Here is a 26334-nt window from a genome sequence, read left to right on the forward strand (position 1 = left end):
CTACATGCCCATCCTGGGACAGAACCAGTACGGCAAGGCCGAGAACCGAGTCGTGAAGATCACGCGGGACGGCGCCACCCACAACATCAAGGACCTCAACGTCTCGGTGTCGCTGAGCGGCGACATGGACGAGGTCCACTACTCCGGCTCCAACGCCCACGTGCTGCCGACCGACACCACCAAAAACACGGTGTACGCGTTCGCCAAGGAGCACGGCATCGCATCCGCCGAGCAGTTCGGCATCCACCTCGCCCGGCACTTCGTCACCTCGCAGGAACCGATCAGGACCGCGCGAATCCGCATCGAGGAGTACGCCTGGGAGCGGATCGGGACGGCCGGCGAGGGCGAGCACTCCTTCGTCCGCCAGGGCCAGGAGACCCGCCTGACCCAGATCACCTACGACGGCTCCTCCTGGGAGGTCGTCTCCGGGCTCAAGGACCTGACCGTCATGAACTCGACCAACTCCGAGTTCTGGGGCTACGTCAAGGACAAGTACACGACCCTGCCCGAGGCGTACGACCGCATCCTGGCGACCGAGGTGTCCAGCCGCTGGCGCTTCAACTGGTCGGACGACGAGCAGCAGACGCCCGACTGGGAGACGTCCTACGAGCAGGTCAAAAGACACATGCTCGAGGCCTTCGCCGAGACGTACTCGCTCTCGCTCCAGCAGACCCTGTACCAGATGGGTTCGCGGATCATCGACCACCGGGCCGAGATCGACGAGGTCCGCTTCTCGCTGCCGAACAAGCACCATTTCCTCGTGGACCTGGAGCCGTTCGGACTGAAGAACGCCACCGAAGACGGCGCCGTCTACTTCGCCGCCGACCGGCCCTACGGCCTGATCGAGGCGACCGTCCTCCGGGACGGCTGCGAGCCGAGGATTCCCGTGGATCTCACCAACCTCTGAACAACTCCCTCTGCGGCACCCGCGGCCCGCCAGGGCGGGCCGCGGCACTCAAACTCCCGGGGTCCTGCCGTGCCCTCTCCCCCTCTGCGCAAAGGACGAACCATGGCAGCAGACCGGCGCATCGTCATCGAGAACTGTTCGATCGCGACCGTGGACGCGCACGACACCGAGTACCCGAGCGGATACGTCGTCATCGCCGGCAACCGCATCGAGTCGCTCGGCGCGGGCAGGGCACCCGACGGCCTGGAGAACGTCGACCGCCGTATCGACGCCACCGGCCACCTCGTGACCCCCGGCCTGGTCAACACCCATCACCACTACTACCAGTGGATCACCCGCGGCCTGGCCACCGACCACAACCTCTTCAACTGGCTCGTCGCGCTGTACCCGACCTGGGCGCGTATCGACGAGCACATGGTCTACGCGGCGGCGCAGGGATCGCTCGCGATGATGGCCCGCGGTGGCGTCACCACCGCCATGGACCACCACTACGTCTTCCCCGCCGGTTCCGGCGACCTGTCCGGCGCGATCATCCGCGCCGCCCGCGAGACGGGCGTCCGCTTCACTCTCGCCCGCGGCTCCATGGACCGCAGCGAGAAGGACGGCGGCCTGCCCCCGGACTTCGCCGTCGAGACCCTGGAGGGCGCCCTCGCCGCGACCGAGGCGACCGTCAAGGAACACCACGACTCCTCCTTCGGCGCGATGACCCAGGTCGCCGTCGCCCCCTGCTCGCCCTTCTCCGTCTCCACCGAACTCCTGCGGGAAGGCGCCGAGTTGGCCCGCCGTCTCGGCGTACGACTGCACACCCACGGCTCGGAGACCGTCGAGGAGGAGCAGTTCTGCAAGGAGCTGTTCGGCATGGGCCCGACCGACTACTTCGAGTCCACCGGCTGGCTCGGCGAGGACGTGTGGATGGCGCACTGCGTCCACATGAACGACTCCGACATCGCCGCCTTCGCCCGTACGAAGACGGGTGTGGCCCACTGCCCTTCGTCCAACGCCCGTCTGGCGGCGGGTATCGCGCGGGTCCCGGACATGCTCGCGGCCGGTGTCCCGGTCGGCCTCGGCGTCGACGGCACGGCCTCCAACGAGTCCGGCGAACTCCACACCGAGCTGCGCAACGCCCTGCTCATCAACCGCCTGGGCGTGCACCGGGAAGCGGCTCTGAACGCCCGGCAGGCGCTGCGCCTGGGCACCCACGGCGGCGCCCAGGTCCTGGGCCGCGCGGCCGAGACCGGCTCCCTGGAGGCGGGCAAGCTCGCCGACCTGGTGCTGTGGAAGCTCGACACCCTCGCGCATGCCTCGATCGCCGACCCGGTGACCGCGCTGGTCTTCGGTGCGGCGGCACCCGTCACGGCCTCCTTTGTGAACGGCCGTCAGATCGTCGAGGACAGCCGCCTGTTGCACGTCGACGAGGACGCCATCGCACGCTCCACACGGGAACAGGCCCAGCGTCTGGCGCGGATCGCCGCGCAGGGCTGATCACTTCACCAGTGCTCCGGCCGGGAGGGACGGCTCCCGGCCGGCAGCCGTGGAACCCGTGTTCGGGGCTCCACGGCGGCCGTGCCCGGGGCGCGTGTTGGACGCACGCGCCCCGGAACGGTCTCCGTCCCGGTCCCGCACGACCACTCGCACCACCTCCATGTACACCATCTCGGCCAGGGCGGACGCACGGGACGTCGCCCACCCCATGGAGACCGTCGTCCCTGCTCAGCCGATCTCGTAACTGTCCCCGTACACCTTCCACTTGAGCGGTGGGTCCAGGCCGAGATTGCCCTGCTCCAGGAAGACCCGCTGGGCCGTCTCGACCCGGCTCACGTCACTGTGCGCCGCCTCCTGCTTCATCGCCCACACCCGGGCGTCCAGGAAGGCGTGCAGACAGGCGATCTCGCCGCCGCCGTCCGCCGGGGTGTCCGCCTTCTCGCGGGCCCGGCGCCGGATGCCGCCGAAGCTCAGGGCATCGGTGCCGGGGCCGTGCATGACCATCGCGTCGTAGTAGACGAACTGGCCGAGCGTGCCGAGGCCGTCCTTCTTGGCACACGCGACCGCCGGATCGAAGTAGCCGCGGTCCCGCTCGTCCCGCTGCGCCCGGCGGAATGGGGAGGTCTGCGCCGCCTTCCGCCAGGCCGAAGGGAAACCCGGGTCCAGCCCGTCGTGCGAGTCGGTGCCGTCCACCGCGCGCAGAGCGGGCAGATAGGGGGCCAGGGGGTTGTCGGGTACCCGTTGCGTGTAGAGCTCGACCAGCGCCAGCATGTCGCTCGTACCGGAGCAGAAACCGATGATGCCGGCGGTGTAGCCGCGGCCGTCCCCGATGTCCTCGATGTACGTGTACTGCGCCTGCCAGTCCAGCGAGGAGTTCTCCGCGCTGGACACCAGCTGCATCGCGAGGTCCTTCTTGTCCGGGTCGTCCAGCCCGGTCGGGTCCGCGGCCTCGTCGGACGGCAACTGGGTGCTCAACGCCCCGGCTCCGAGGACGGCGAGCAGGGTGCGGCGGGCGGCGGTTCTGGGCGGGTCACTGTGATATCGCATCACTGTCTGTCGATCACCTGGCAGGAGCGGGGAGCGGGAAGCCGTCCCGTGAAGTAGGAGCGCGGCGGGACGCCCATCAAGGTGCGGAAGTCGGACGTCATGTGGGACTGGTCGTAGTAGCCGGTGACGGCGGCCAGTTCGGCCGAGGCCAGCTCGGTGGCATGGGCGAGCACGGCGCGGACGCGGTCGATGCGGGCGTAGTGCTTCGGCGAGAGGCCGACACCCTCGCTGAACAGGTTGCGCAACTGACGCTCACTGACGGCGAGTTCACGAGCCACTTCTCTTACGTGACCGGGTATGTGACCCGAGCGGACGGACAGCGCGGCGACCGCGGCCCGCAGCAGCTCGGTCCGTGTCCCGCCGGCCGCGGTGGGCAGCAGGCCCGGGAGGACGTCCGCGAGCCGGGCGACGACCTCTTCGGGCTCCAGCCACCTGAGTTCGTACGCCAGTTGCCGCGCGGCCCGGCCCGGCAGCGCACCCAGCGGGACGATCCGCCCGACGAGGTCGACGGCCGGGACGCCGAGCAGCGGCCGGACGGCTCCCGGCGCCAGCCGCACCTCCGTGCAGGACACCTGTCGCTTGCCCGCGTGGTACGCGGCCCGGACACGGGGCCCGGAGACCAGCAGGGTGGGCCGGCCCCGCGCCTCACTGCGGACGATCACCTTGGTCGTGGGGTCGGGCAGCTGGACGAACGGCTTCCGCGGATCCGCCTCCTCTACGGCCAGGGCCTTGATCCCGGCGATCCACGGACGCAGCTCGTCGGGGGTGCGCAGGGCACGCCCGGAAACGGAGTTGGTCACGCGTCCACCGTAAGCGTGGAGCCGGGGGGTTCGGGCGCACGAAACGTGCCGGAATTTCCTATCGTCCGGTGCCCCGCGGGGCGCACGGTGGTGGTCATGATCCTTGTTACGGGTGCCACCGGCACCATCGGCAGTGAGGTCGTACGACAGCTCGTGGCGCGCGGAGAGAAGGTGCGCGCGCTCACCCGGGATCCGGAGAGGGCCGCAGCCGAATTGCCGCCCGGCGTGGAGGCGGTGCGCGGCCATCACCGTGACCTCGGTTCCGTGGCGGCGGCCATGGCGGGCGTCGACCGCGCCTTCCTCGTGGGCGTCTTCGGCCCGGAGGACGGGGACAGCGACCGTGGGATGGTCGAGGCGGCGCGGGCGGCGGGGGTCCGGCGGATCGTGAAGCTTTCGGCGATCATGGCGGGTGATCCCAGGACGGGCCTGGGTGGCATCGCGCACGGACACGGTGAGGAGGCGGTCCGGGAAAGCGGGCTGGAATGGGTGATCCTGCGCCCGTCCGTCTTCGCGTCGAACACGTTGAGCTGGGCGGAGGCGCTGCGCGCGGGTGAGCCGGTGCCGAACATGCTGGGCTCGGGCCGGCAGGGGGTCGTCGACCCGCGGGATGTCGCCGAGATCGCGGTAGCGGCGCTGGTCGGTCCGGGGTGCGTGGGGCGGACGTACACCCTGACCGGCCCCGAGACGCTCAGTCCCCGGGGCCAGGCGGCCGCGCTGGCAGAGGTGCTCGGCGGCCGTGTGGAGCTCCGTGACCTGACCCCGTCTCAGACGCGTGAACTGCTGGTCGCCTCGGGCTGGAGCGAGGAGTCGGCGGAGGGGATGCTGCGGAGCGTCCGCTTCGTGGCCGAGGGCGGAAACGCGGTGGTCACCGGGGATGTGGAGGAGGTCCTGGGGCGTCCGGCGCGGACGTATCGGGAGTGGGCGGAAGACCACAAAGGGGCGTTCGGCGGGGTACTTGGCCCGCGGGCCGGCGGGGGTTGAGCGCGGGCGCGAGACGGCACAGCGCGGCACATCCGAAGGCGGCTCACACCCTCCCTCGCGGCCGGAGCACCACCGCAGCCAACCCCAACGCCCCCACCGCGATCCCCGTCCCCACCCGGAACGCCACCTGATACCCCTCCGCCGTCGCCGCGACCAGGCCCGCCCCGCCCTCCAGCAACCCCTGCGTCCGACCCGCCGCCAGCACCGACAGCACCGCCAGCCCCAGCGAACCTCCCACCACCTGCGTGGTGTTGAACAACCCGGACGCCAGCCCCGCGTCCTCCTCGCGAGCCCCCGACATGGCGAGCCCGGTCAGTGCGGGCATCGCGGCGGCGAACCCGGTGGCGAGCAGAAGCAGCACCGGAAGGACGTCGACCACGTACGAGCCGTCGGCAGGCGCACGGCTCAGCAGGGCCATCCCGGCGACGATGAGCACGAGCCCCGCCAGCAGTACCCGGTACGCCCCGAAGCGCCCGATGGTCCGTGCCGACAGCCCGAGCATCAGCACCCCGATGACGATCGGCGCCGGCAGGAACGCCGTGCCGGTGAGCAACTCGCCGAACCCCAAGACGCGTTGGACATACAGCGCCCCGAGGAACTGGAAGCCGTACATCGTGGCGATCATCAGGATCTGGACGGCGTTCGCGCCGGACAGCAGCCGGGAGCCGAACAGGCGCAGCCGCAGCAGGGGACGGGCGGCCCGGGCCTGCCGGACGGTGAACGCCGTGAACAGGGCGAGGGCGAGCAAGGCCAGCAGGAGCGTCGTGGTCACCGCGCGGTCGCCGGACCCGACGATCACGTACACCGTCAGCATCAGCGCCCCGGTGACCAGCGCGGCCCCCGGATAGTCCGCACCCCTGCCAAGACCTTCGCCGTCCTCCGCACCGAGCACCCGGACCGCCGCCAGCAGGGCGACGATCCCGATCGGCAGGTTGATCAGGAAGATCCAGTGCCAGTTCAGGGCCTGCGTCAGCGCCCCGCCGAGGAACGTGCCCAGCGCCCCGCCCGCTGCTCCCACCGCGCTGAACACCGCGATCGCACGGGCCTGTTCACGTGGTTCGGGGAACAGGGCGACCAGCATGCCGAGGACCACGGCCGAGGTCATCGCCCCACCCACGCCCTGAAGGGCACGCGCCGCGATCAGCATGCCCTGGCTCGTGGCCACCCCGCACAGCACGGAGGCCGCCGTGAACACGGCCAGCCCCGCCGCGAACATCCGCTTGCGGCCGACCAGGTCACCGAGCCGGCCCACCAGCAACAGCAGCCCGCCGAACGGGATCAGATAGGCGTTGACCACCCAGGCGAGGCCCGGCCCCGAGAAGCCGAGGTCGCTCTGGATGGCCGGCATGGCGACCGTGACGATGTTGCCGTCCAGGATCGTCATGAGCGTTCCCGCGCACAGGACGACGAGGGCCGTCCAGCGGGAGTACGTTCGGTGCGGTGTTCGCGTCGGGGTCTCGACAACGGCCGTCATGGCGGCGGGCCTCCTGCATTCTCCGTGGGTTCCGACAAGTGGCTAGGTGCACGACTTGTAACGGGGAACATCGTCAGTGACCATGGAGGACGGCGTAAGGAGGCAGTTCGATGTCCCAGAGGAACACCGGTGTTACCGTCCAGGTCGTGAACGCGCACGCGTGTCCGGTGCGGGAGGTTCTTGACAGGGTCTCCGGCAAATGGAGCGTTCAGATCCTCGTCGCGGCCGCCCATGGGCCCATCCGCTTCACCGAGTTGGAGCGCAGCATCGAGGGCATCAGCCGCCGCATGCTGACCCTGACCCTGCGCAACCTGGAGCGCGACGGCCTCGTCACCCGCACCGTGCACCCGACGGTGCCGCCCAAAGTCGAATACGAACTCACGCCGGTCGCCCGCGAGTTGCACGAGACACTGCAGCGCCTGACCGACTGGGCCGAGCGCAACAGGGTCTACATCGCCGAGGCGCGGGCGAGCTACGACGCCGAGCGCGAACCGGAGCCGGCCTGAGCTACAACAGGCCCGGCTCCGTGGCCAGCCCCTTGAGAACCTCGCTCGCGTTCGCGACCAGGCGCCGCTCCTTGAGGTCCATCAGCCCGCCGACCGCGGTGATCTCGGCCGCCACGGTGCCGTCCTGCTTGCGGATGGTCTGCCGTATGCGGAAGGTCTTGCCCTCGCCCCACTCGAAGGCGCAGGTCACCTCCACCTCGTCACCGGCCAGCAGCTCGCGCAGGTAGCGGATGGTGGTCTCCAGCGCCACCGGACCCACCCCGCTGCCGATGAGTCCGGCCTGGGTGATCCCGGCGGCCTTGAGGAGTGACCAGCGGGCGTGCTCCGCGTAGTTGAGGTACACGCTCTGGTTGAGGTGGCCCTGCACGTCCGTCTCGTACCCGCGGACGGTCACCGGCACGGAAAACGGCTCGCTCACGTCAATCCCCTCTCATTGCACGGCAGTTGCTGGACCCGATCCTGACATGTGCCTCCTACACCCGGCGTGGCGAGGCCAGCAGGTACCGGGCCCTGGTCCGTGGTTCCGTGTACTCGCCGACCTGCCAGCCGGCCCCCTCCAGGGTGCTCGCGCAGGCCCGCAGCGCCTCGCCGTCCGGCGCGTGCACGGCCACGGCCTCGGGCTGCGGGGTCGCGCGCACCCGGTAGCCGGAGGAGCCCCCCGCTTCCGGCGGGTGCCCGGCAGCCTCCAGCGCCAGCGCGGCCGCCTGCACCAGATGTGTGCGCTCCCAGCCACAGGGCCGGCCCGTGGCCGCGTCGGGGTTGGTCATCCGGCGCAGCTCCAGCAACCCCTGCCAGGCGCTGTGCACCTCACGCGCCCGGGCCGGACCGGTGTCCGCGGCCTCCTGCGGGCCGCCGACCCGCGCGGTGAACACACCGGTGGTCGAGTCGGCGGCCTGCTCGGCGGACTGCTCGGGCTCCTCCGGAACCGTCTCCCGTATGCGGTGACCGGTCGGGGTCAGGAAATGATCGTGCGGTGGCCGCGGATGCCGGAAGGCCAGGCCGCGCTTGACCAGCGCGTCCAACTGGGCCTCGGTACCCCTCAGCCGACCGGTGACGGGATCGGCGGCGTCGATGACACGCCGCTGCGCGGCGGTGGGCGGTCGGGCCATGACGGACACCTCCCCGGAAAGCGGCCTGGTCGACGGGCCGGAACGCTCCCGCGAGCAGCCCATTCGAAGACTACGACCCGGGTCTGACATTCCACCCCGCGATCACCGGCCGCCCGTGCTCCGTCCCCAGCCGGCACACCGTCCCCGTCGCCAGCTGGAACAGCGCACCGGCCGACGGCGGCAGTCCGAACCGGCGGGTGGTGAGGACCCGCAGGAAAGGCCGTGCGCCACCAGCACCACGCACCGTTCCTGTGGACTGAGCGGGAGTGAGTCCGTTCAGCCGCGCGCCCCGAACGGTCTTGGGCGAGCTGGTCCCCGGCGTACTCGACCCCGGGGCGGCGACACGCATCCTGTGCGCGGTCCGGGCCCGGGAGGCCCCCGCGGCCGGAGGCCGCTGTTGGACGCCGCCCTGCGCGACCTGGCCAGTTGGGTACGGCCAGAGGCGACGGGGAGGCCCTGAACCATCCTCTGGTGGAGCAGGGGCCCCGCACGCTGACGCCATACCTGGTGTCCCAGGTCGCACGATCACGTTAGCCCGATCGGCCCAGGACTCCGCAAGCCCGGAAGTCGACCATCACACGATCGAGCTCACTCGACCTCGCGCACACACTCCGGCGAGCAGCTACAGCCCCTCGGTACGGTGGTGACGCCCTCGTAGCCGCCGTAGTCCCTCCCCCAGAGGGGGTGCCCCCAGCGCAGATCGACGTCGACCCGCAGGTCGTGCAGCCCGATGAGCTCCGTGGTCTCCCGGGCCCGCTGCAGGGGGCTCACGAAGGCGGCGCCGATGCGGTGCGAGCGGATCAGCGGCACCAGCCGGCGCGCCTCCTCCCGGCCGCGCCCGGTCAGCGGTACGTCCGTCCAGCCGGTGTGCCGCCCGGACCGCGACCACTCGGTCTCACCGCGCCGGACCAGAAAGAGATCACCCATGCGCGCGCCCTTCCCGCTCGACTCCCAGCACCGTGCCACACGGCCCCGAGGGCTCGCAGGGCGGACTGGGCCGGACGGCCGCTCACCTGGGGAGCCCCCAAACCTCCTGGAAACTCTCAGAGCCCCGGCAGACCCTGCACCGACTGCGCGAGCTGCCCCACCGCGACGACGAGCGGGGTCACCGGCTGCACGAACTCGTTGAGGCGGTCGAGGGCCCGCCGCAGCACCGTCGGCTGCGGTTCGGCCTCGTCCAGTTCCTCGCGCAGGCGGCGCAGCTCCCTGCTGGTCGCGTCCGGATCGGCGAGCGCCGCCCGGTGCTCCTCCAGCAGCCGCTCGACGTACGCGAGCAGCTCGGCCGTACGCTCGGTGTCCTGCGGCTGGAAGGAGACCGCGCCGGAGAACGCCTGGGCGCCGTGCCCCACGGCCTGGTTGCCGACGTAGTGGGTGCCGCCGCTGATCATGAGGCCGTTGTTGACCGGAGGGTCCTGTCGCCGGTCGTCGCTGCCCGTCATGAGGGCCTCCTACTTTCCGGAACCGGCGACGGGGGCGGCCGCGCCGGACTGCTGCGGGACGTTCTGGGTGGCGGTCGCGCCCTTGCCGATCGCCTGGTTCCCGATGATGCTCATGCCGCCCTGCTGGATCAGGCCCTGGTTGAGGATCGTCTGCTGCTGGGCGCGGAAGTCGGTGATGTCGTACCCGCGCGTGTCGAGGAACTCGCGGATCGCGGCGAGGGTGTGGCGCTGCACCAGCGACGTGATCCGTGCGGCGTCCACGACCTGGAAGTAGTTCTGGTAGTCCGGGCTCACGGCCAGCTCCCGGACGCTCAGCCGGGCGCCGAAGTCGTAGACCGGGTCCTGTTCCAGGGCCTTCAGCTCGTCCCCCATGCGTCTGCTGTGCCGTTCCTCGAAGCGGGCCTGCCGCAGCGCCTGGAACGGGGCGGCGAAGAAAGCACCGCCGGTGCGGGGGACGGCGTCCAGCAGCAGCCCCCGGCGCGCGGCGGGGGACAGGGGTCCGCGCAGCCGGTCCACGACGTGGTAGTCGGCTCTCACCGGACCGAGCACGTGGTTGGTGCAGTGCAGGTGGAGTGTTCTGCCCTCGGTCGAGAAGTGCAGGAACACGGTCGGCACCACGTCCCCGCCCCACAGCGGCACGTGGACCGCCAGACAGTGCCGGACCGCACCGGTCGGACGCTCCATGATCCGCTCGACCTGATCGGCCGACAGTCGGGCGGCCGGGGCGAGACTCGTGGCCCTGATGAACCGCTCGTCGTCACCGACGGCCGTGCCGCTCGCGAAGATCCGGTCCTGCACGACGAGGGACCCGAGGGCCGCCTCACCGTCCGCCGCCGCGTCCGTCACGCCGCGCGTGGCGGTCGCCGACAGCCGCGCGCGTACGTGGTCGACGAGTTCGGTGACGGTGAACGGCTGAGGCCCGCCGGGACGCGAGACCCCTCCGACGCGATCGCCGGCGGGCAGCAGTGGCACGGCGAGCGACCACTGCGAGGCGGCCGGCGAATAGCCGAGGAAGGGTGTGTACCCGCTGTAGACCGTGACGTTCCCGTCCTGCGCCTCCCGGATGGCCGCCAGCCGCTCGGCCATCCACTTCCGCGGCGGCACGGTCGGGCGGGGCTGCCGGGAGAACGCCTCGCGGGTCATGGTCGTGCGCAGCAGCCGGTCGACGGCGAGATCATGGCGTACGACCGTCACGTACGCGAGTGCCACCGCCGTGACGGACACCAGGGCGGCCGGCACCCCGGCCAGATAGGAGCCCAGCAGCCAGGTCACGAACGCGGGGGTGGGCAGCGAAGAGACGGCGACACCGAGACCGAAGGCGAAGAGCACCGCGATGCCCGCCGCGACAGCCGTGCCCACCAGCACCCTGCCCTCGGGCTGGTGTCGGCCGCGGGTGGCCAGGCTCGGCCGGCCGCCCGCCTGCCGGGTGGTCGACAGGAACAACGCGACGAACAGCAGCCACAGGGGTGCGAAGACGGCCACGAGGGCGAACGCGCCCGTCAGGCGCTGATCCCTGCGGTGCCGCATCTCCTGTGCCGTCAGACAGTGCCGTACGACTGTCACCAGGTCGACGTCGGGAGAGGCGGCCACCGCGCCCGCCTCGTCGGCCAGGACGTCCTCCACCACGCGGTCGGCGAATCCTTCGTCCACGTAGGCCGCGGCGCACAGATACCGGGTGACGTCGCCCGGAGCGCTCCCGACCGGCATGTGGACCGGCGCGGTCGTCATGCCGGGTCCTCCCTCTCTCCAGCGGCGGAGCGGCGCCCTCATGGCGCCGACGGAGACTGTTCCCGGTGGACCGGCGGTCAGGAGGGCGAGCAGCGCGCCGACCGCGAGGCCGAAGAGAAGAGCGCTGCGCAACAGGTCCTTCACCAGGGTGTCGACCGGTGTGAGCACCACGTTGTCGACGAAGGCCTCGTGCATGCCCCACCACGCCAGGTTGGCCAGCGCCGATGCCAGCACACCCGCGGCGAGGCAGCGGAGCCGGCCCGGTGCTCCGCGGGCCGACAGCCGCCTGGCGAAGAAGACGAGTCCCGCGAGCAGGACCAGGACAGCGAGGTCGTTCACGACCAGCGAGGACGTGCCGCCGTACCGTTCGGAGGAGACCTCCCAGCGGGGCAGGAACGCGGCCTCCACGAGCCAGCGCAGGATCTTGTTGTCGGACAGCTGTATGGAGAACTTCTCGGTGTAGTAGTCCGAGAGCGGCCGCTGCACCCACGGGCTGCCCGCGAGCACCACGAGCAGGACCAGCAGCGCGAGACGGCCGCGTAAGGACGAGCGTGTGCCCGGCGCACGCCGACGAGGCAAGTACATCTGGGGTTCCCCCATCCCCCGATCCCCCCGGCCCCGGGATCAGGGGCCGCACTCCATGGCATCCCCGCTCTGTCCGACCGTGAACCCCATCCACACCACCCGCTACTGCCGGTACCCGCTCAGGAACCGCCCGATCCGCCCGATCGCCGCCTCCAGATCCTGTGCGTGGGGCAGCGTCAGGATGCGGAAGTGGTCCGGGGCCGGCCAGTTGAAGCCGGTGCCCTGGACGACCTGGATCTTCTCCCGCAGCAGCAGGTCCAGGACGAACTTCTCGTCGTCGTGGATCTTGTGGACCTTGGGGTCGAGCCGTGGGAAGGCGTAGAGCGAGCCCTTCGGCTTCACACACGAGACGCCGGGGATCTCATTGAGCTTCTCCCAGGCCACGGTGCGCTGTTCGTACAGGCGTCCGCCGGGCGCGGTCAGGTCGTGGATGGACTGGCGGCCGCCGAGCGCGGCCTGGATGGCGTACTGCGCGGGCGCGTTGGCGCACAGCCGCATGGAGGCCAGCATGGTCAGGCCCTCGAGGTAGCTCTTGGCGTGCTGCTTGGGGCCGGTGATCACCAGCCAGCCCGAGCGGAAGCCGGCCACCCGGTACGTCTTCGACAGGCCGCAGAAGGTCAGGACGACCAGATCGGGGGCGAGGGCGGCGACGGAGTGGTGCACGGCGTCGTCGTACAGGATCTGGTCGTAGATCTCGTCGGCGAAGACCATCAGGCCGTGCCGGCGGGCGAGGTCGAGGATGCCCTCGATGATCTCCTTCGGGTAGACCGCGCCGGTGGGATTGTTCGGGTTGATGATGACCACGGCCTTGGTGCGGTCCGTGATCTTCGACGCCATGTCGTCCAGGTCCGGGTACCAGTCGGCCTGTTCGTCGCAGAGGTAGTGCACCGCCTTGCCGCCCGCGAGGGTCGTGACCGCCGTCCAGAGGGGGAAGTCGGGGGCGGGGATGAGGATTTCGTCGCCGTCCTCGACCAGCGCCTGTACGGCCATCGAGATCAGTTCCGAGATGCCGTTGCCGAGGAAGACGTCGTCGACGTCGACCTCCAGGCCCAGGGTCTGGTAGCGCTGGGCGACCGCGCGGCGGGCGGAGAGGATGCCGCGGGAGTCGGTGTAGCCGTGCGCCTGCGGGAGCATCCGGATCATGTCCTGGAGGATCTCCTCCGGCGCCTCGAAGCCGAACAGCGCGGGGTTGCCGGTGTTGAGGCGCAGCACGCTGTGGCCCGCCTCCTCCAGTGCGTCGGCGTGCTCGATCACCGGGCCGCGGATCTCGTAACAGACCTCGCTGAGCTTGCTCGACTGCCGGAACTCCATGCGCTGCTGCCTCTCCGGATTCCTGTGTTGCTTGGTTTTACCAAGCAGGAGCTTGGAAAGTCCAACAACTTGTCTAGACTGCGTCGCATGTCACCTCGCCGAAGCTACGACCAGTACTGTTCCGCGGCCCGCGCCCTCGACGTGGTGGGCGACCGATGGACGCTGCTGATCGTCCGGGAACTGCTGTCGGGGCCGCGCCGCTACACGGACCTGCACGCCGACCTGCCGGGCGTGAGCACGGACGTACTCGCCTCACGGCTGAAGGACATGGAGCGCGACGGACTGACCACCCGGCGTCGGCTCCCCCCGCCCGGCGCGGCCTTCGTCTACGAACTCACCGCTCGCGGACGCGAGTTGCTGCCGGTGCTCCAGGCCCTCGGCACCTGGGGCGGGCCCGAGCTCGGCGCCCGACGGCCCACCGACGCCGTACGCGCGCACTGGTTCGCGCTGCCCCTGCTGCGCGCGCTGGAGGGGGAGGGGCTCGTCGAAGTGCGGCTGGAGGAGGGGGACTTCCACGTGTACGTCGGCGCGCAGGACGGTCCCGCGTACGGCGAGGGGCCGGCACCCCAGGAGCCCGACGCCCGGCTGGTCCTGGACTCGGAGGTCTGGGGGGCCGTCGGCCGCGGGGAGTTGAGCCTGGCGGACGCGGTGCGGGACGGCCGTGTCGAGGTGACCGGGGACGGCGCGATCGCCAAGGTGCTGCGGGAGGCGTGAACGAAGAAGGCCCGCCGGAGCGGGCCTTCTCGCCGGGCCGTCAGGCGCCGGGCGGGCAGCCTGGGGAGGTCACCTCGACCTGGTGGGTGTGGCCGGGACGGCGCGATCGCGAGGGCGTTGCGGGAGGCGTGAACGAAGGAAGGCCCGCCGGAGCGGGCCTTCTCGATGAACCGTCAGGCGCCCGGCGGCACCTGGGAAGGCCGCCCCGCCCCGCGGGTCAGCGCATACCCGCCGACCCCGGCCAGCGCGGCGAGCGCACCGCCGATTGCGGTCCACACCCACCGGTCGGACCACCAGCCCGAGGACCAGCCGTCCTCGGGCTCGATGGCGGACAGCACGGCGGAGGAGTCCTCCGAACCGCCGTCCCCGGCCTCGGACTTCACCGCGATGCCCGGCACCAGCGGCTCCGCGAGCGAACCGTCCACCGCGGCCGAGCCGCCGATGTCCTTGGAGCCGACCCGGACTTCGGTGCTCACCGGGAGACCCAGGTCGGCCGTGGTGAGACCGACGGCCGTCAGCCGGATGTAGTACGTGCCCGGCAACGGGTCGCCCGCCCACATCTCCGACCAGGCGCGGACCGTGCGCAGCGTGCAGGCCAGCTCCACCGAGGAGGAGTCGGCGGCGGCGGTGCGGGTCTGCGCGCCGTACTGGCAGGACTGGCGGCGGCGCAGACCGTCGTACACGTCGATCTGCCACGTCTGCGCGGCGTGGGTTCCGGGCAGCTTCACCGTCGCCTCGACGGTGGGCCGCTGGCCGGCGTCCGCGGGGAACGACCAGTACAGGTAGTCACCCGCGGAGCCGCTCGCCGTGGCCGTTTGGTCCTGTTCGATCTCCGTCGCCGTACGGAAGGACGTGCCCGCCTGGGTGGGCGCGTCGCTGTCCGCCGAGGCGGAATCCGTCGGTGTCGGCGAGGAGTCGGCCGCGGCCGGCGCGACGGCCAGCCCGAGCATCAGCAGGGAAGCGCTCAACGCGCGTGTGATCCGCATCAGTTGGTCCTCCAGACCGCGACCCGCCAGCGTGACAGCCAGCCCCACAGCAGACCGGCGACGAAACCGGCGAGGATCAGTGTGCCGAGCAGCCACCAGCCGCGCCCCAGGCCGAAGGAGGCCACGTCACTCGCCTTCGACGGTCCGTCCACGACGTCGACGGTCAGCTCCAGCGGCAGACCCGGAGTGGTCTTCACCCCGGAGGCCGCCGAGAAGGAGTTGGTGACCTGGAGGCAGACGGTCTCCGCGGCCGCGTCCTCGTCATCGGTGTCCGCCTTGGGGTAGCGAAGTCCCGTGGCGATCACATCCGTACGGCCGTTGCCGCCGGCCTCGCCGCGCACGATCTCGCGCCCGTGCACGGTGACCGCCCGCAGCAGCACCCCGTACGAGGGGTTCACGGCCCGGTCGGCTCCCACACTCACCGAGGCCCGCAGCTCCTGGCCCGGTTCGACGTCCACCCGGTACCAGCGCTGCTGGGTGAACTCCTCACGGTCGGTGTAAAGACCCGACTTCAGCGTGGGCGCCGTGGCGCAGGAGCCGGCCCCCTCGGTGGCCACCGGCGTCACCACCGGGTCGGCCGCGCGGACCACCAACTGGTTGACCTTGTCGGTGAGTTCGTCGGCGTGCTCGACCGAGGTGTAGGTGCCGCCGGTCGCCTCCGCGATGCAGCTCAGCTGCTGCCGCATCTTCGTGTTCGGGACCAGGCCGAGGGTGTCGATGGTCAGCCCGATGCCCTTGGCGGCGATCTCGCGGGCCACCTCGCACGGGTCGAGCGGGGCGCAGGTGTCCTCGCCGTCGCTGATCAGCACGATCCGCTTGGAGGAGGCGCCGTCGGTGAAGTCGCCGGCGGCCTTCAGCAGCGCGGGGCCGATCGGTGTCCAGCCGGTGGGGGACAGGGTCGCCACCTGCGTCTTGGCCTCGGTGCGGTCCAGCGTGCTGACCGGGTAGAGCTGGGCGGTGTCCTTGCAGCCCGTCTTCTGGTTGTCGCCCGGGTAGTTGGCGCCCAGGGTCCGGATGCCGAGCTGCACCTCCTCGGGCGTCGCGTCCAGCACCTCGTTGAAGGCCTGCTTCGCCGCGGCCATCCGGGTGCCGCCGTCGATGTCCGCCGTCCGCATCGAGCCGCTCACGTCGAGGACGAGATCGACCTGGGGCGTGGCCTGGCCGGTGGGTTCACCGGCGACCGCCGCGACCGGGAAGGCGATCCCCGCCGTCAGGGCGGTGAGCAGGGCGCACACTCCTGCCACCCGCCGTTTTCTTGTGATCATCGCCGGATCCTATTGATCAGGTGTGCCGGGCTCCAAAACGGCCGCTCAGGCAAGGGGGTTGGGCAGCTCGGTCCACCGGTCGCCCGGCGTCTCCGGCGACAGCCGCATCAACGTCAACGCCTTCGCGGGCAGCGGCTGTTCGAGCAGCGCGGCCAGATCCGGGGTGCGCGGCAGCTCCCGCACGGCCGTCTCCAGCGCACCTCGCAACGCCGTGGCCGAACCCGCCGTACCCGCGAGGGCTCCGGCCACCAGCGAGCCGAACAGTTTGCGCCGCAGGGTCGTCACGTCGTCGGTGACCAGCCGCCCGGACAGTGCGGGGACCGGGATGCCGTGCTGCGCGAGCCTGGCCGGGCTGATCCGGATGTCGGCCAGGTCCCGGTAGACCAGCCGCTCCGGTGCGCCCGAGTCGGACAGGACGACGAGGAGGTTCTGGCCGTGCGCCTCCAGGGCGATGCCGAACTCCAGCAGACGCAGTCCGACCGTGAGGGACAGCCGGGCGAACTCCGCGAGCCAGACGGGGGATTCGGGCAGCTCGGTGGTGGCCAGGGCGGCCACCGGGATGACCCGCTCCCCGTACACCTGAGGGGACTCGCGCAACACGGCGGCCAGATCGGGAGAGTTGGCCGTCACCGCCCCCAGGGTGCGGGTGAAGTGCAGGAGGCCGTCCATGCGCTCCGCCACCGTCTCCGCGAACCGTGAGAGGGTCGCCGACGTGCTGATCGAGTAGACGGAGATGTCCCGCACCGAGGACGTGAGCCGTGTGCTCAACGCGGTCTTGACGTGCGGTCCGTCGGCCAGGGCGAGGGTGCGCAGGGACATCAGCGGGTGCGCCTCGACGCCTTCGGCGACCGGCCGCTTCAGCACATGCTCCGACTGCCACGGATGCACGGGCAGCAACAGCCGCTCCCCGTCCCGCAGGTGCGACGGCCACGCGCCCGTCACCAGGCACTCGTCCGCCGGAACCGGCACGAACCCCAGCCGTACCAGCGGCCGGTGCTCGGGCCCGTAGGCCAGCTGCTCGGCCACCGAGAAGCCCGGCCGGGAACGGCAGTTGGGGTGATAGGGATGCCCGTCGACCACCCGCTGCTCCCACTCCCACTCGCGCACCGGCCAGGCTTCCTCGCGGGCGGGTTGTCCCGCCCTCGACAGCGCCAACGAGGCGACACTGCCGGCGAGTTCACCGGCGAAATCCGCACCGTGCGGTACGCCGAGCGCGGTCATCAGGCGCGCCGGATCGTCGTGGGCGACCTCGTCGAGCCGCACGACGGCGGTGTGGGCGGCGGTGGCGAACGGGTCCGGGTGCGGGCCGTGCATCCTGCGGCCGTCCGAGAGACGCAGGGTGAGCCCTTCCCGGCCCGCCTCCCGGCCGGTGACCCAGGGCAGCGGCTCGTGCGCGAGCCCACGCCACAGCCGGGACAGCACGGCCGCGCGGGCGCCGGGCAGCTCGGCCGTGTACCGCGCCACGAGGTCGGGGCGCAGGACGGCCAGCTCTTGGGCGAAGTCGGCCTCGGCGGCGGAGGGACGGTGCACGGGCGGGCTCCTCGGGTACGACCGGTGTCACGGTGGGGCGGCGAGAACAGACATACTGATCGTCATCGCCCCAGATGAACCGTAGAGAACGAGTGGATCGCGTGGACCTCCCGCCCCCGCCGGCCGGCACCGACGTCGCGCACCGCGCCGACGCGTACGCGGCCGCACCCCTGCTCAACTGCCTGCTGCGCGAGGTGGCCGAGGCGCTCCCGGAACCCGGCGAGCGCCCGGTGTACCGGCTCCCCGGCGGGAGACTGCTCAGGGTGCGGGGCGACCGGCGGCCCGCCGACCCCGAGATGTACGCCGCGGGCGGCTGGCGGCGCGTCGGACACACCGAACTCGTGAAGCTCGTCGCCGAGGAACTGACCCGGTACACCGGAGTGTCCAACCACGAACTGCCCGCCGAGATGATCGACAGCCGGGACACGGTGGCCGCCCTGCTCACGGCCCGGGACCGGGTCACGGCGCCCGGCGACCCGTATCTGCGCTCCGAGCAGTGCCTCGTCACCGGCCACCCGTACCACCCCGCGCCCAAGGCCCGCGGCGGCGGCCCCGTCGCCGCCTGGCTGCCGTACGCCCCCGAGGCCCACGCCCGTTTCCCGCTCGTCCTGCTCGGGCTGCGCGAGGACACCGTCGTCGAGGAGGGCGACACCTCGGCCCTCGACACGCTGGGCGAGGCACCGCCCGGCTACCGGCTGCTGCCCGCCCACCCCTGGCAGCTCGACCTGGTCTCCTGCACGGAGGCCTTCGAGGACGGCAGGCTCATCCGGCTCGGCACGACCGGTTTCGAGGCCTGGCCGACGGCGGCGGTCCGCACGGTGTACGCGCCCACTCAGGATCTCTTCCTCAAGTTCAGTCTCGACGTCCGCATCACCAACGACATCCGGCGGCTCTGGCGCCACGACCTGCTCAAACTCCGCCGTACGGATGAAGCGGCCGTGCGCGCCTTCGCCGCGAGCCCCGGCTCGGCCGCCTGGTTGAGCGACCGCGGCTACCGCACCGCCGACTTCGCCTTCGAGGAACTCGCCGTCCTGGTCCGTGACGGCCTGCGCGACCATGTGCGGCCCGGGGCGACCCCGCTGCTCGCCGCGGCCCTGGTGGAGGGCTTCGAGGGCAGCCCGCTCGACGGCACCGCGGATCCGGCGGCCTGGTGGGAGGCCTATCTGGGCGTGGTCGTCCCGCCCGCCCTCGCGGCCTTCGCCGACCACGGCGTCGTACTCGAGGCGCATCTGCAGAACACCCTGGTCGCCGTGGACGCCGACGGCACGCCCGTGCAGGCGCTGTTCCGGGACGCCGAGGGCGTGAAGCTGTTGCCGGACGTGCCGCGCGCGGCTGGCTGGGAGCGGCTGGTGTACTGCCTGGTCGTGAACCACCTGTGCGAGGTCGCCGCGGCCCTCGCCGAACGCCATCCCGGCTTCGCCCCCTGGCCCGCCGTCCGCCGGGAACTGGCCCGCCACGACCTCCCCGAAGCCGCCGCCCTGCTCACCGCGCCCACCCTCCCCGGCAAGACGAACCTGCTGCTGCGCTGGACGGGCGCGGACGGCGCGGACGCCCGCTACCTGCCGCTGCCGAATCCGCTGGCCGGGTGAGCGCTGACATACCCTGGCCGGTGTGCTGCGCGATGTGACTGCTGTTCGATACGTGACCCCGCTGAGGTCCGGGGGCTCCGTCCCCGGCGTCTTCGAGGCCGATGACCTGGGCACCTACGTCGTGAAGTTCACCGGTTCCGCGCAGGGCCGCAAGGCGCTGGTCGCCGAGGTGATCGTCGGTGAGCTGGCGCGGGCGCTGGGGCTGCGCTTTCCCGAGCTGGTCCTCGTGCACTTCGACCCGGAGATCGCCGACAGCGAGCCGCACCAGGAGGTACGCGAGCTCCACAGCGCCAGCGCGGGCCTCAACCTCGGCATGGACTACCTGCCGGGCGCCCGCGACTTCACGCCCGAGGTGGCCAGGACGTTCCCGGTCGACCCGGTGGAGGCCGGCCGGATCGTCTGGCTCGACGCGCTCACCGTGAACGTCGACCGTACGGTCCACAGCTCGAACCTGATGGTCTGGCCGACGTTCGGTATCGCACCCCCGCGCCTGTGGCTGATCGACCACGGTGCCGCGCTCGTCTTCCACCACCGCTGGGAGGGCACGGACCCGTCGAAGTCCTACGACTTCCGCCACCACGCCCTCGGTCACTACGGCCCGGACGTCCGCGCCGCCGACGCGGAACTGGCGCCCAAGGTCACTCTCGACGTCCTGCACGAGGTCACGGCGGCCGTCCCCGACGCCTGGCTCACCGGCTTCGCGACCCCGGACGAGGCACGCGAGGCCTATGTGGCGTACCTCCACGCGCGCGTGCGGGCCTCCGAGGCATGGCTGCCCACCGACTTTCCCACCCGGGAGGAACTCGCCGCCGAGGAGGCTCTCCGCGCGGCGAAGACACAGGAAGGCCGGCCCAACTGGCTGAAGCGGGTCCCCGACCTGCACGGCAAACCGGCCGCGGAACAGGATTGGTCGGTGCACCTCGGATGACGGAGCCTTCTTCGGACTCTCGGCGGGTCGAGATCGAGTACTGCACCCAGTGCCGCTGGCTGCCGCGCGCGGCCTGGCTGGCCCAGGAACTGCTCACGACCTTCGAGACCGAGCTGACGGAACTGGCACTGAAGCCCGGCAGGGGCGGGATCTTCGTCGTCCGGGTCGACGACGAGGTCGTCTGGGACCGCCACGAGCAGGGTTTCCCGGAGCCGACGGCGGTCAAGCAGGCCGTACGCGACCGAGTGGCCCCCGGGAAGTCCCTGGGCCACTCGGACAAGGTCTCGCAGGAGGATGTCAGCCCTTGAGCTGCTCGTACGCCGGCAGGGTGAGGAAGTCCGCGTAGTTGTCGTCGAGGGCGACCTGGAGCAGCAGGTCGTGGGCCTGCTGCCAGTGGCCGCCCGCGAAGGCCTCCTCGCCGATCTCCTGGCGGATGGTGGACAGCTCCTCGGCGGCGACCTTGCGGGCCAGCTCCGGGGTGGCGAGTTCACCGTTCTCGAACTCGACACCCGCGTTGATCCACTGCCAGATCTGCGAGCGGGAGATCTCGGCGGTGGCCGCGTCCTCCATGAGGTTGAAGATGGCGACCGCGCCGAGACCGCGCAGCCAGGCCTCGATGTAACGGATGCCGACCTGGACGGCGTTCACGAGGCCGTTGTACGTCGGCTTGGCCTGAAGCGAGTCGATCGCGATGAGGTCGGCCGCCTCGACGTGGACGTCCTCGCGCAGCCGGTCCTTCTGGTGGGGCTTGTCGCCGAGGATCTTGTCGAAGGACTCCATGGCGATGGGGACCAGGTCGGGGTGGGCGACCCATGAGCCGTCGAAGCCGTCGCCGGCCTCGCGGTCCTTGTCGGCGCGCACCTTCTCGAAGGCCACCTTGTTGACCTCGGCGTCCCGGCGGGACGGGATGAAGGCCGCCATGCCGCCGATCGCGTGCGCGCCGCGCTTGTGGCAGGTGCGGACGAGGAGTTCGGTGTACGCGCGCATGAACGGGGCCGTCATGGTGACCGCGTTGCGGTCCGGAAGGACGAACTTTGCGCCGCCGTCACGGAAGTTCTTGACGATGGAGAACAGGTAGTCCCAGCGGCCGGCGTTCAACCCCGAGGCGTGGTCGCGGAGTTCGTAGAGGATCTCCTCCATCTCGTACGCCGCCGTGATCGTCTCGATCAGCACGGTCGCGCGGATGGTGCCCTGGGGGATGCCGGTGTACTCCTGGGCGAAGACGAACACGTCGTTCCAGAGGCGGGCCTCCAGATGCGACTCCGTCTTCGGGAGGTAGAAGTACGGGCCCTTGCCGAGGTCCAGCAGACGCTGGGCGTTGTGGAAGAAGTACAGGCCGAAGTCGACGAGCGCGCCCGGGACCTGGGCGCCGTTCGCGTCGACCAGGTGGCGTTCGTTCAGGTGCCAGCCGCGCGGGCGCATGACGACCGTGGCGAGCTCCTCGTCGGCCTTGAGCGCGTACGACTTGCCGGACCTCTCATCCGTGAAGTCGATGTTCCGGGTGTACGCGTCGGCCAGGTTGACCTGCCCCAGGACGACGTTCTCCCAGGTCGGCGCCGAGGCGTCCTCGAAGTCCGCGAGCCACACCCGGGCGCCGGAGTTCAGGGCGTTGATGGTCATCTTGCGGTCGGTGGGGCCGGTGATCTCGACCCGGCGGTCGTCCAGGGCCGCGGGGGAGGGGGCCACCTTCCAGGAGTCGTCCGCGCGGATCGCGGCGGTCTCCGGGAGGAAGTCGAGCGTGGAGGTGCGGGCGATCTCGGCGCGGCGCTCGGCGCGGCGGACCAGGAGCTCGTCACGCCGTGGCGTGAACCGGCGGTGCAGCTCGGCCACGAAGGCGAGGGCCGCCTCGGTGAGGACCTCTTCCTGCCGTGGCAGGGGCTCGGCGTCGACGATGGCCAGCGGGGACGGCGCTGGTGCGGACATGAGCTGTCACTTCCTTCAGCGGTGGCACCGGGTGCCAGTCGAACCGGGTACGCGAGCGGCGCCCTGCACGGGAGGCGGACGCTTCTGAACAGTGGATACTAGTTTCCTCATCGTGGAAGTTCAATGGTTTGTTGATGTCGAGATTCTCCGAGTCGAGCCAGTGTGGCGCTCAGTGCCAGTGTGCTCACTCGAGGTGCGTCAGGTCGGCCGTCGTGTCGATGTCGTAGGGCTCGGCCACGTCCGCGCACTCGACGAGCGTGATCGCGTCCTCGTGCTCCTTCAGATAGGCGCGTGCCCCCCGGTCCCCGGTCGCAGTCGCGGTGATCCCGGCCCAGTGTGCGGCGCCCAGGAGGACGGGATGGCCGCGTACCCCGTCGTAGGCGGCCGAGACGAGCGAGGTCTCGCCCTCGTACGCGGCGAGCACCCGGCGCATCGCCGCCGCCCCGATACCGGGCTGGTCGACGAGCGAGACCAGTGCGGCCCGCGCCTTCGTTCCGGTGAGCGAGTCCAGCCCGGCCCGCAGCGACGACCCCATGCCCTCGGCCCACTCCGGGTTCTCCACGAGCACGCAGTCACCGAGCTCCGCCCGCTCCCGTACGACCGCCGCGGCGGCCCCCAGGACCACGTGCACGCGGGTACAGCCGGCCGCGCGCAGGACGCCGACCACGTGTTCGACGAGCGGGCGGCCCCGGTGTTCGAGCAGTGCCTTGGGCCGCCCGCCGAGCCGTCGTCCGCCGCCCGCGGCCAGGAGCAGTCCGGCGACCTGCTGTTCGTTCTCCGTCATGCGTCCTGCATACCTGACGCGCCGGCGTGCGCCGGGTTTCCATGGGCTGAATTTCGGTCTGTACGGTGGCGCGCGGCGCCCTGCGTGGCGTTTACTGACCCGCGTCCCCGGGGGCCGACCAACGCCGACGGGGCTTCACGGTGCCGGCGCACGAAGGTGTCGGGGGGGAGAGAGCTGTGTTGCGGAGCTTGGGGCAGAGGCCAGTGACCGGCAGCGACAACGATCCGAGAGTGGCGGAACTGCGGACCGCGGTGTCCCGGCTGCGCCGCGAACTCGCCGCGCACCCGGCCGAGTTCCCCGACCGGGGCATCGCCGAGGACGAACTCGCCGCGCTGGCCGCCATGACGATCGACGGAACGCCCGAAATCCCGCGCCTGCGACGGTCGTTGCTGCTGATCGCGGGGGCGATCGGGTCGGTGAGCGCGCTGTCGCGGGGACTGACCGACGTACGCGACGCGGTGGAGTTGTTCAGGGAGCCGCGGCGCTAGGTCATCCAGCGGTGAGGCCTTCGTGTCATGGAAACAGGCCGGCCGGGTCATCGGGCCGGCCCACCGAGTGGTAGTCGGACCAGGCGCACAGTCCGGATGCCGGGCGCGGAACTCGTCCCCGTCGAGGCGGGGGTGACGGTCAGCTCCTCGCCGTCCGTGGGACGGCCGAGCCGCAGCGCGCAGTGCAGCGTCGCGATCCGCTCACCCTGGCCCGCGACCACGGCCGTCAGGCAACTCGCCGGTCGACGCGCCGAGCGTGTCCATCGTCTCGCCTTCGAAGCGGACGCCTCTGATCGTCGTACGGATCAGCTCCCGGCCGGCGGTGCAGGGCCGTCACGCAGGGTTCTGGCTGGCCAGCGCCTCCGACAGTTCCGACGCGACCTGCTGGAGCATCGGGACGATCTTCTCCGTGGCCGCCTCCGTGACCCGCCCCGCGGGTCCGGAGATCGAAATGGCGGCGGCGGTGGGGGAGTTGGGCACCGAGACCGCGAGGCAGCGGACGCCGATCTCCTGCTCGTTGTCGTCGACCGCGTAGCCCTGGCCGCGCACCTCCTTGAGGGCCGCGAGGAAACCGTCCGGCGTGGTGATCGTCTTCTCCGTCGCGGCCGGCATGCCGGTCCTGGAGAGAAGGGCGCGGACCTCGTCGTCGGGGGTGTTGGCGAGCAGGGCCTTGCCGACGCCCGTGGAGTGCGGCAGGACGCGCCGCCCGACCTCGGTGAACATCCGCATCGAGTGCTTCGACGGCACCTGGGCGACGTAGACGATCTCGTCCCCGTCGAGCAGTGCCATGTTGGCCGTCTCGCCGGTCTCCTCGACCAGACGCGCGAGGTAGGGGCGGGCCCACGTGCCGAGCAGCCGGGAGGCCGACTCGCCGAGGCGGATCAGGCGCGGGCCGAGGGCGTAGCGCCGGTTGGCCTGCTGGCGGACGTATCCGCAGGACACGAGCGTCCGCATCAGGCGGTGGATGGTGGGCAACGGCAGCCCGCTGCTCGCGGACAGTTCGCTCAGTCCGACTTCTCCGCCCGCGTCCGCCATCCGCTCCAGCAGATCGAAGGCGCGCTCGAGGGACTGGACCCCGCCGCCGGCGGACTTGGCGGAGTCGGTGGTGCTGGCGCTGGACGTCGGCACGGCGCGTTCCTTTCGGAGCTGCCTTTCGGGTCTGGGCAGGAGGGCAGAAGCCTACCCGGCGGTCGGTTGACTCCCCGCTGGTGCATAGCTACGTTCTGCTTGCCGAAACTGTAATTCCGCTTTGTGGAAACGTCCAGAGTGTCGGCGCAAGGTGCACTGTGGAGAAGTGTGCCCTTGACGGCACTCGACCGGGAGTGAAGACTCCTTCAACAGAAAGTTGAATTCCGTTACGCGGAAGTTAACGGCGGCAGAGAGGGGTCCGGGTGTCCGACACTGAACTGGTGCTGCGCTCCACGCGCGTCATCACGCCCGAGGGGACGCGCGCCGCGTCGGTCGCGGTGGCCGGCGGGAAGATCACGGCCGTGCTGCCGTACGAGGCTTCCGTCTCCGGGAGCGCCCGCTTGGAGGACCTCGGCGACGACGTCCTGCTGCCCGGCCTGGTCGACACCCATGTGCACGTCAACGACCCCGGCCGCACCGAGTGGGAGGGCTTCTGGACCGCCACGCGCGCGGCGGCGGCCGGCGGCATCACCACCCTCGTCGACATGCCGCTCAACTCCCTCCCGCCCACGACGACGGTCGCGCACCTCCGTACCAAGCAGGAGGTCGCCGCCGACAAGGCCCACATCGACGTCGGCTTCTGGGGCGGCGCCCTGCCCGACAACGTCAAGGACCTGCGACCGCTGCACGAGTCCGGTGTCTTCGGCTTCAAGGCGTTCCTGTCCCCCTCGGGTGTGGACGAGTTCCCGCATCTCGACCAGGACGGGCTCGCCCGGTCCCTGGCCGAGATCGCGTCGTTCGACGGCCTGCTGATCGTGCACGCCGAGGACCCGCACCACCTGGAGGCCGCCCCGCAGCAGGCCGGTCCGAGGTACGCGGACTTCCTGGCGTCCCGTCCGCGCGACGCCGAGGACACGGCGATCGCCCAGCTCGTCGCCCAGGCGAAGCGGCTGGACGCGCGCGTGCACGTGCTCCACCTGTCGTCGTCCGACGCCCTGCCGCTGATCGCCCGGGCCAAGGCCGAGGGTGTCCGCATCACGGTCGAGACCTGCCCGCACTACCTCACCCTCACCGCCGAGGAAGTCCCGGACGGCGCCAGTGAGTTCAAGTGCTGCCCGCCCATCCGTGAGTCCGCCAACCAGGACCTGCTGTGGCAGGCGCTGGCCGACGGCACGATCGACTGCGTGGTCACCGACCACTCGCCGTCCACGGCCGACCTGAAGACGGACGACTTCGCCACCGCGTGGGGCGGCATCTCGGGCCTTCAGCTGAGTCTGGCGGCGGTCTGGACGGAAGGCCGCAAGCGCGGTCACTCGTTGGAGGACGTGGTCCGCTGGATGTCCGCGCGGACGTCCCAACTGGTCGGCCTGGACCGCAAGGGCGCCATCGAGGCCGGCCGCGACGCCGACTTCGCGGTCCTCGCCCCCGACGAGACCTTCACCGTGGACCCGGCGGCCCTCCAGCACCGCAACCGTGTCACGGCGTACGCGGGCAAGACCCTGTGCGGCGTCGTGAAGTCGACCTGGCTGCGCGGCGAACGCATCGTGGCGGACGGCGAGTTCACGGCTCCCAAGGGTCAACTGCTCACCCGTACGCCCTGAGCCACCCGCACCGGCCAACTCCAGAAAGG

General features: G+C 71.2%; 24 protein-coding genes and 2 pseudogenes. 10 read left to right on the forward strand and 16 right to left on the reverse strand.

Annotated features, from left to right (window positions below; all coding sequences use genetic code 11):
• Positions 1-4 precede the first annotated feature (4 nt).
• Positions 5-907 carry a factor-independent urate hydroxylase gene (gene pucL, locus QF027_RS37705; protein WP_307079727.1) on the forward strand — a complete coding sequence of 301 codons (903 nt, stop codon included), beginning with the start codon at positions 5-7 and terminating at the stop codon, positions 905-907.
• 102 nt (positions 908-1009) lie between these two features.
• Positions 1010-2389, forward strand: a complete 1380-nt coding sequence (locus tag QF027_RS37710; protein ID WP_307079729.1) for an 8-oxoguanine deaminase — start codon at positions 1010-1012, stop codon at positions 2387-2389.
• 228 nt (positions 2390-2617) lie between these two features.
• Here QF027_RS37710 and QF027_RS37715 read toward each other — a convergent pair whose 3' ends face one another.
• The gene (locus QF027_RS37715; protein WP_307079731.1) at positions 2618-3436 is read right to left on the reverse strand and encodes a chitosanase; all 819 of its coding nucleotides are present in this window, start codon (positions 3434-3436) and stop codon (positions 2618-2620) included.
• Positions 3436-4236 carry an AraC family transcriptional regulator gene (locus QF027_RS37720; protein ID WP_307079733.1) on the reverse strand — a complete coding sequence of 267 codons (801 nt, stop codon included), beginning with the start codon at positions 4234-4236 and terminating at the stop codon, positions 3436-3438. The genes QF027_RS37715 and QF027_RS37720 overlap by 1 nt, the downstream gene beginning before the upstream one ends.
• An 87-nt stretch (positions 4237-4323) precedes the next feature.
• Here QF027_RS37720 and QF027_RS37725 point away from each other — a divergent pair, with 87 nt between their 5' ends.
• Entirely contained in the window at positions 4324-5217 is an 894-nt protein-coding gene (locus QF027_RS37725; protein WP_307079735.1) for an SDR family oxidoreductase, read from the forward strand.
• A 43-nt stretch (positions 5218-5260) separates the two neighbouring features.
• Here the strand turns inward: QF027_RS37725 and QF027_RS37730 are convergent, their stop codons facing one another.
• Positions 5261-6691 (reverse strand): MFS transporter, encoded by a 1431-nt coding sequence (locus QF027_RS37730; RefSeq protein ID WP_307079737.1) that lies wholly within the window; start codon positions 6689-6691, stop codon positions 5261-5263.
• 110 nt (positions 6692-6801) lie between these two features.
• Between QF027_RS37730 and QF027_RS37735 the strand changes: the two genes are divergently transcribed.
• Complete coding sequence (locus QF027_RS37735; RefSeq protein ID WP_123994649.1) at positions 6802-7197, forward strand: winged helix-turn-helix transcriptional regulator; 396 nt, start codon at positions 6802-6804, stop codon at positions 7195-7197.
• A 1-nt stretch (position 7198) separates the two neighbouring features.
• On the opposite strand, the gene QF027_RS37740 is transcribed toward QF027_RS37735, so the two are convergent.
• From QF027_RS37740 to QF027_RS37770, 7 genes and pseudogenes are all read right to left on the reverse strand, one after another.
• Positions 7199-7615, reverse strand: a complete 417-nt coding sequence (locus tag QF027_RS37740) for an acyl-CoA thioesterase (RefSeq protein WP_306974554.1) — start codon at positions 7613-7615, stop codon at positions 7199-7201.
• 55 nt (positions 7616-7670) lie between these two features.
• Positions 7671-8306 (reverse strand): hypothetical protein, encoded by a 636-nt coding sequence (locus tag QF027_RS37745; protein WP_307079739.1) that lies wholly within the window; start codon positions 8304-8306, stop codon positions 7671-7673.
• A gap of 70 nt (positions 8307-8376) precedes the next feature.
• Positions 8377-8555 (reverse strand): annotated as a pseudogene (locus QF027_RS37750) (histidine phosphatase family protein); the annotation flags it as partial.
• Positions 8556-8942: 387 nt separating this feature from the next.
• Positions 8943-9233 (reverse strand): annotated as a pseudogene (locus QF027_RS37755) (histidine phosphatase family protein); the annotation flags it as partial.
• Between the two features lie 116 nt (positions 9234-9349).
• Complete coding sequence (locus QF027_RS37760) at positions 9350-9745, reverse strand: DUF5955 family protein (RefSeq protein WP_307079741.1); 396 nt, start codon at positions 9743-9745, stop codon at positions 9350-9352.
• A 9-nt stretch (positions 9746-9754) separates the two neighbouring features.
• The gene (locus QF027_RS37765) at positions 9755-12058 is read right to left on the reverse strand and encodes a hypothetical protein (protein WP_306974548.1); all 2304 of its coding nucleotides are present in this window, start codon (positions 12056-12058) and stop codon (positions 9755-9757) included.
• Positions 12059-12160: 102 nt separating this feature from the next.
• On the reverse strand, positions 12161-13369 hold the full coding sequence (locus QF027_RS37770) for a pyridoxal phosphate-dependent aminotransferase (protein ID WP_306974547.1): 1209 nt from the start codon (positions 13367-13369) through the stop codon (positions 12161-12163).
• Between the two features lie 87 nt (positions 13370-13456).
• Between QF027_RS37770 and QF027_RS37775 the strand changes: the two genes are divergently transcribed.
• Complete coding sequence (locus QF027_RS37775) at positions 13457-14083, forward strand: winged helix-turn-helix transcriptional regulator (protein ID WP_307079743.1); 627 nt, start codon at positions 13457-13459, stop codon at positions 14081-14083.
• A gap of 173 nt (positions 14084-14256) precedes the next feature.
• Here QF027_RS37775 and QF027_RS37780 read toward each other — a convergent pair whose 3' ends face one another.
• The 3 genes from QF027_RS37780 to QF027_RS37790 are packed head-to-tail and all read right to left on the reverse strand — an operon-like array spanning position 14257 to position 17864.
• Positions 14257-15069, reverse strand: a complete 813-nt coding sequence (locus QF027_RS37780; protein ID WP_307079745.1) for a hypothetical protein — start codon at positions 15067-15069, stop codon at positions 14257-14259.
• Positions 15069-16334 (reverse strand): VWA domain-containing protein, encoded by a 1266-nt coding sequence (locus QF027_RS37785; protein ID WP_306974542.1) that lies wholly within the window; start codon positions 16332-16334, stop codon positions 15069-15071. Before QF027_RS37785 ends, QF027_RS37780 begins: the two co-directional genes overlap by 1 nt.
• Positions 16335-16379: 45 nt before the next feature.
• Positions 16380-17864 (reverse strand): IucA/IucC family protein, encoded by a 1485-nt coding sequence (locus QF027_RS37790; RefSeq protein WP_307079747.1) that lies wholly within the window; start codon positions 17862-17864, stop codon positions 16380-16382.
• Between the two features lie 92 nt (positions 17865-17956).
• Between QF027_RS37790 and QF027_RS37795 the strand changes: the two genes are divergently transcribed.
• The 3 genes from QF027_RS37795 to QF027_RS37805 are packed head-to-tail and all read left to right on the forward strand — an operon-like array spanning position 17957 to position 20689.
• Positions 17957-19453: an IucA/IucC family protein gene (locus QF027_RS37795; protein ID WP_373432455.1), complete on the forward strand. Its 1497-nt coding sequence runs from the start codon at positions 17957-17959 to the stop codon at positions 19451-19453.
• A 22-nt stretch (positions 19454-19475) separates the two neighbouring features.
• Positions 19476-20381 carry a HipA family kinase gene (locus QF027_RS37800; protein ID WP_306974536.1) on the forward strand — a complete coding sequence of 302 codons (906 nt, stop codon included), beginning with the start codon at positions 19476-19478 and terminating at the stop codon, positions 20379-20381.
• Positions 20378-20689, forward strand: coding sequence for a SelT/SelW/SelH family protein (locus tag QF027_RS37805; RefSeq protein WP_307079751.1), 312 nt, complete (start codon positions 20378-20380; stop codon positions 20687-20689). Before QF027_RS37800 ends, QF027_RS37805 begins: the two co-directional genes overlap by 4 nt.
• On the opposite strand, the gene aceB is transcribed toward QF027_RS37805, so the two are convergent.
• A complete protein-coding gene (aceB, locus tag QF027_RS37810) occupies positions 20679-22304 on the reverse strand; it encodes a malate synthase A (protein WP_307079753.1) in 1626 nt (541 codons plus the stop codon). The two genes, QF027_RS37805 and aceB, sit on opposite strands and share 11 nt — an antisense overlap.
• Before the next feature lie 184 nt (positions 22305-22488).
• The gene (locus QF027_RS37815; RefSeq protein ID WP_307079755.1) at positions 22489-23088 is read right to left on the reverse strand and encodes a nucleotidyltransferase family protein; all 600 of its coding nucleotides are present in this window, start codon (positions 23086-23088) and stop codon (positions 22489-22491) included.
• 203 nt (positions 23089-23291) lie between these two features.
• Between QF027_RS37815 and QF027_RS37820 the strand changes: the two genes are divergently transcribed.
• Entirely contained in the window at positions 23292-23576 is a 285-nt protein-coding gene (locus tag QF027_RS37820; RefSeq protein WP_266509844.1) for a DUF5955 family protein, read from the forward strand.
• Between the two features lie 333 nt (positions 23577-23909).
• Here QF027_RS37820 and QF027_RS37825 read toward each other — a convergent pair whose 3' ends face one another.
• Positions 23910-24704 (reverse strand): IclR family transcriptional regulator, encoded by a 795-nt coding sequence (locus QF027_RS37825; protein ID WP_306974526.1) that lies wholly within the window; start codon positions 24702-24704, stop codon positions 23910-23912.
• A 263-nt stretch (positions 24705-24967) separates the two neighbouring features.
• On the opposite strand from QF027_RS37825, the gene allB reads away from it, so the two are divergent.
• Positions 24968-26305, forward strand: a complete 1338-nt coding sequence (allB, locus tag QF027_RS37830) for an allantoinase AllB (protein WP_306974524.1) — start codon at positions 24968-24970, stop codon at positions 26303-26305.
• Positions 26306-26334: the final 29 nt, after the last annotated feature.

Source organism: Streptomyces canus, from assembly GCF_030816965.1.
Lineage (GTDB): Bacteria > Actinomycetota > Actinomycetes > Streptomycetales > Streptomycetaceae > Streptomyces > Streptomyces canus_E.

Bases quoted from the DNA above. Each gene is read 5' to 3' on its own strand.
- QF027_RS37760 (WP_307079741.1), bottom strand. From the start codon at position 9,745: ATGACGGGCAGCGACGACCGGCGACAGGACCCTCCGGTCAACAACGGC.
- QF027_RS37745 (WP_307079739.1), bottom strand. From the start codon at position 8,306: ATGGCCCGACCGCCCACCGCCGCGCAGCGGCGTGTCATCGACGCCGCC.
- QF027_RS37715 (WP_307079731.1), bottom strand. From the start codon at position 3,436: ATGCGATATCACAGTGACCCGCCCAGAACCGCCGCCCGCCGCACCCTG.
- QF027_RS37775 (WP_307079743.1), top strand. From the start codon at position 13,457: ATGTCACCTCGCCGAAGCTACGACCAGTACTGTTCCGCGGCCCGCGCC.
- aceB (WP_307079753.1), bottom strand. From the start codon at position 22,304: ATGTCCGCACCAGCGCCGTCCCCGCTGGCCATCGTCGACGCCGAGCCC.
- QF027_RS37780 (WP_307079745.1), bottom strand. From the start codon at position 15,069: ATGCGGATCACACGCGCGTTGAGCGCTTCCCTGCTGATGCTCGGGCTG.
- QF027_RS37730 (WP_307079737.1), bottom strand. From the start codon at position 6,691: ATGACGGCCGTTGTCGAGACCCCGACGCGAACACCGCACCGAACGTAC.
- QF027_RS37710 (WP_307079729.1), top strand. From the start codon at position 1,010: ATGGCAGCAGACCGGCGCATCGTCATCGAGAACTGTTCGATCGCGACC.
- pucL (WP_307079727.1), top strand. From the start codon at position 5: ATGCCCATCCTGGGACAGAACCAGTACGGCAAGGCCGAGAACCGAGTC.
- QF027_RS37765 (WP_306974548.1), bottom strand. From the start codon at position 12,058: ATGTACTTGCCTCGTCGGCGTGCGCCGGGCACACGCTCGTCCTTACGC.
- QF027_RS37815 (WP_307079755.1), bottom strand. From the start codon at position 23,088: ATGACGGAGAACGAACAGCAGGTCGCCGGACTGCTCCTGGCCGCGGGC.
- QF027_RS37785 (WP_306974542.1), bottom strand. From the start codon at position 16,334: ATGATCACAAGAAAACGGCGGGTGGCAGGAGTGTGCGCCCTGCTCACC.
- QF027_RS37735 (WP_123994649.1), top strand. From the start codon at position 6,802: ATGTCCCAGAGGAACACCGGTGTTACCGTCCAGGTCGTGAACGCGCAC.
- QF027_RS37770 (WP_306974547.1), bottom strand. From the start codon at position 13,369: ATGGAGTTCCGGCAGTCGAGCAAGCTCAGCGAGGTCTGTTACGAGATC.
- QF027_RS37805 (WP_307079751.1), top strand. From the start codon at position 20,378: ATGACGGAGCCTTCTTCGGACTCTCGGCGGGTCGAGATCGAGTACTGC.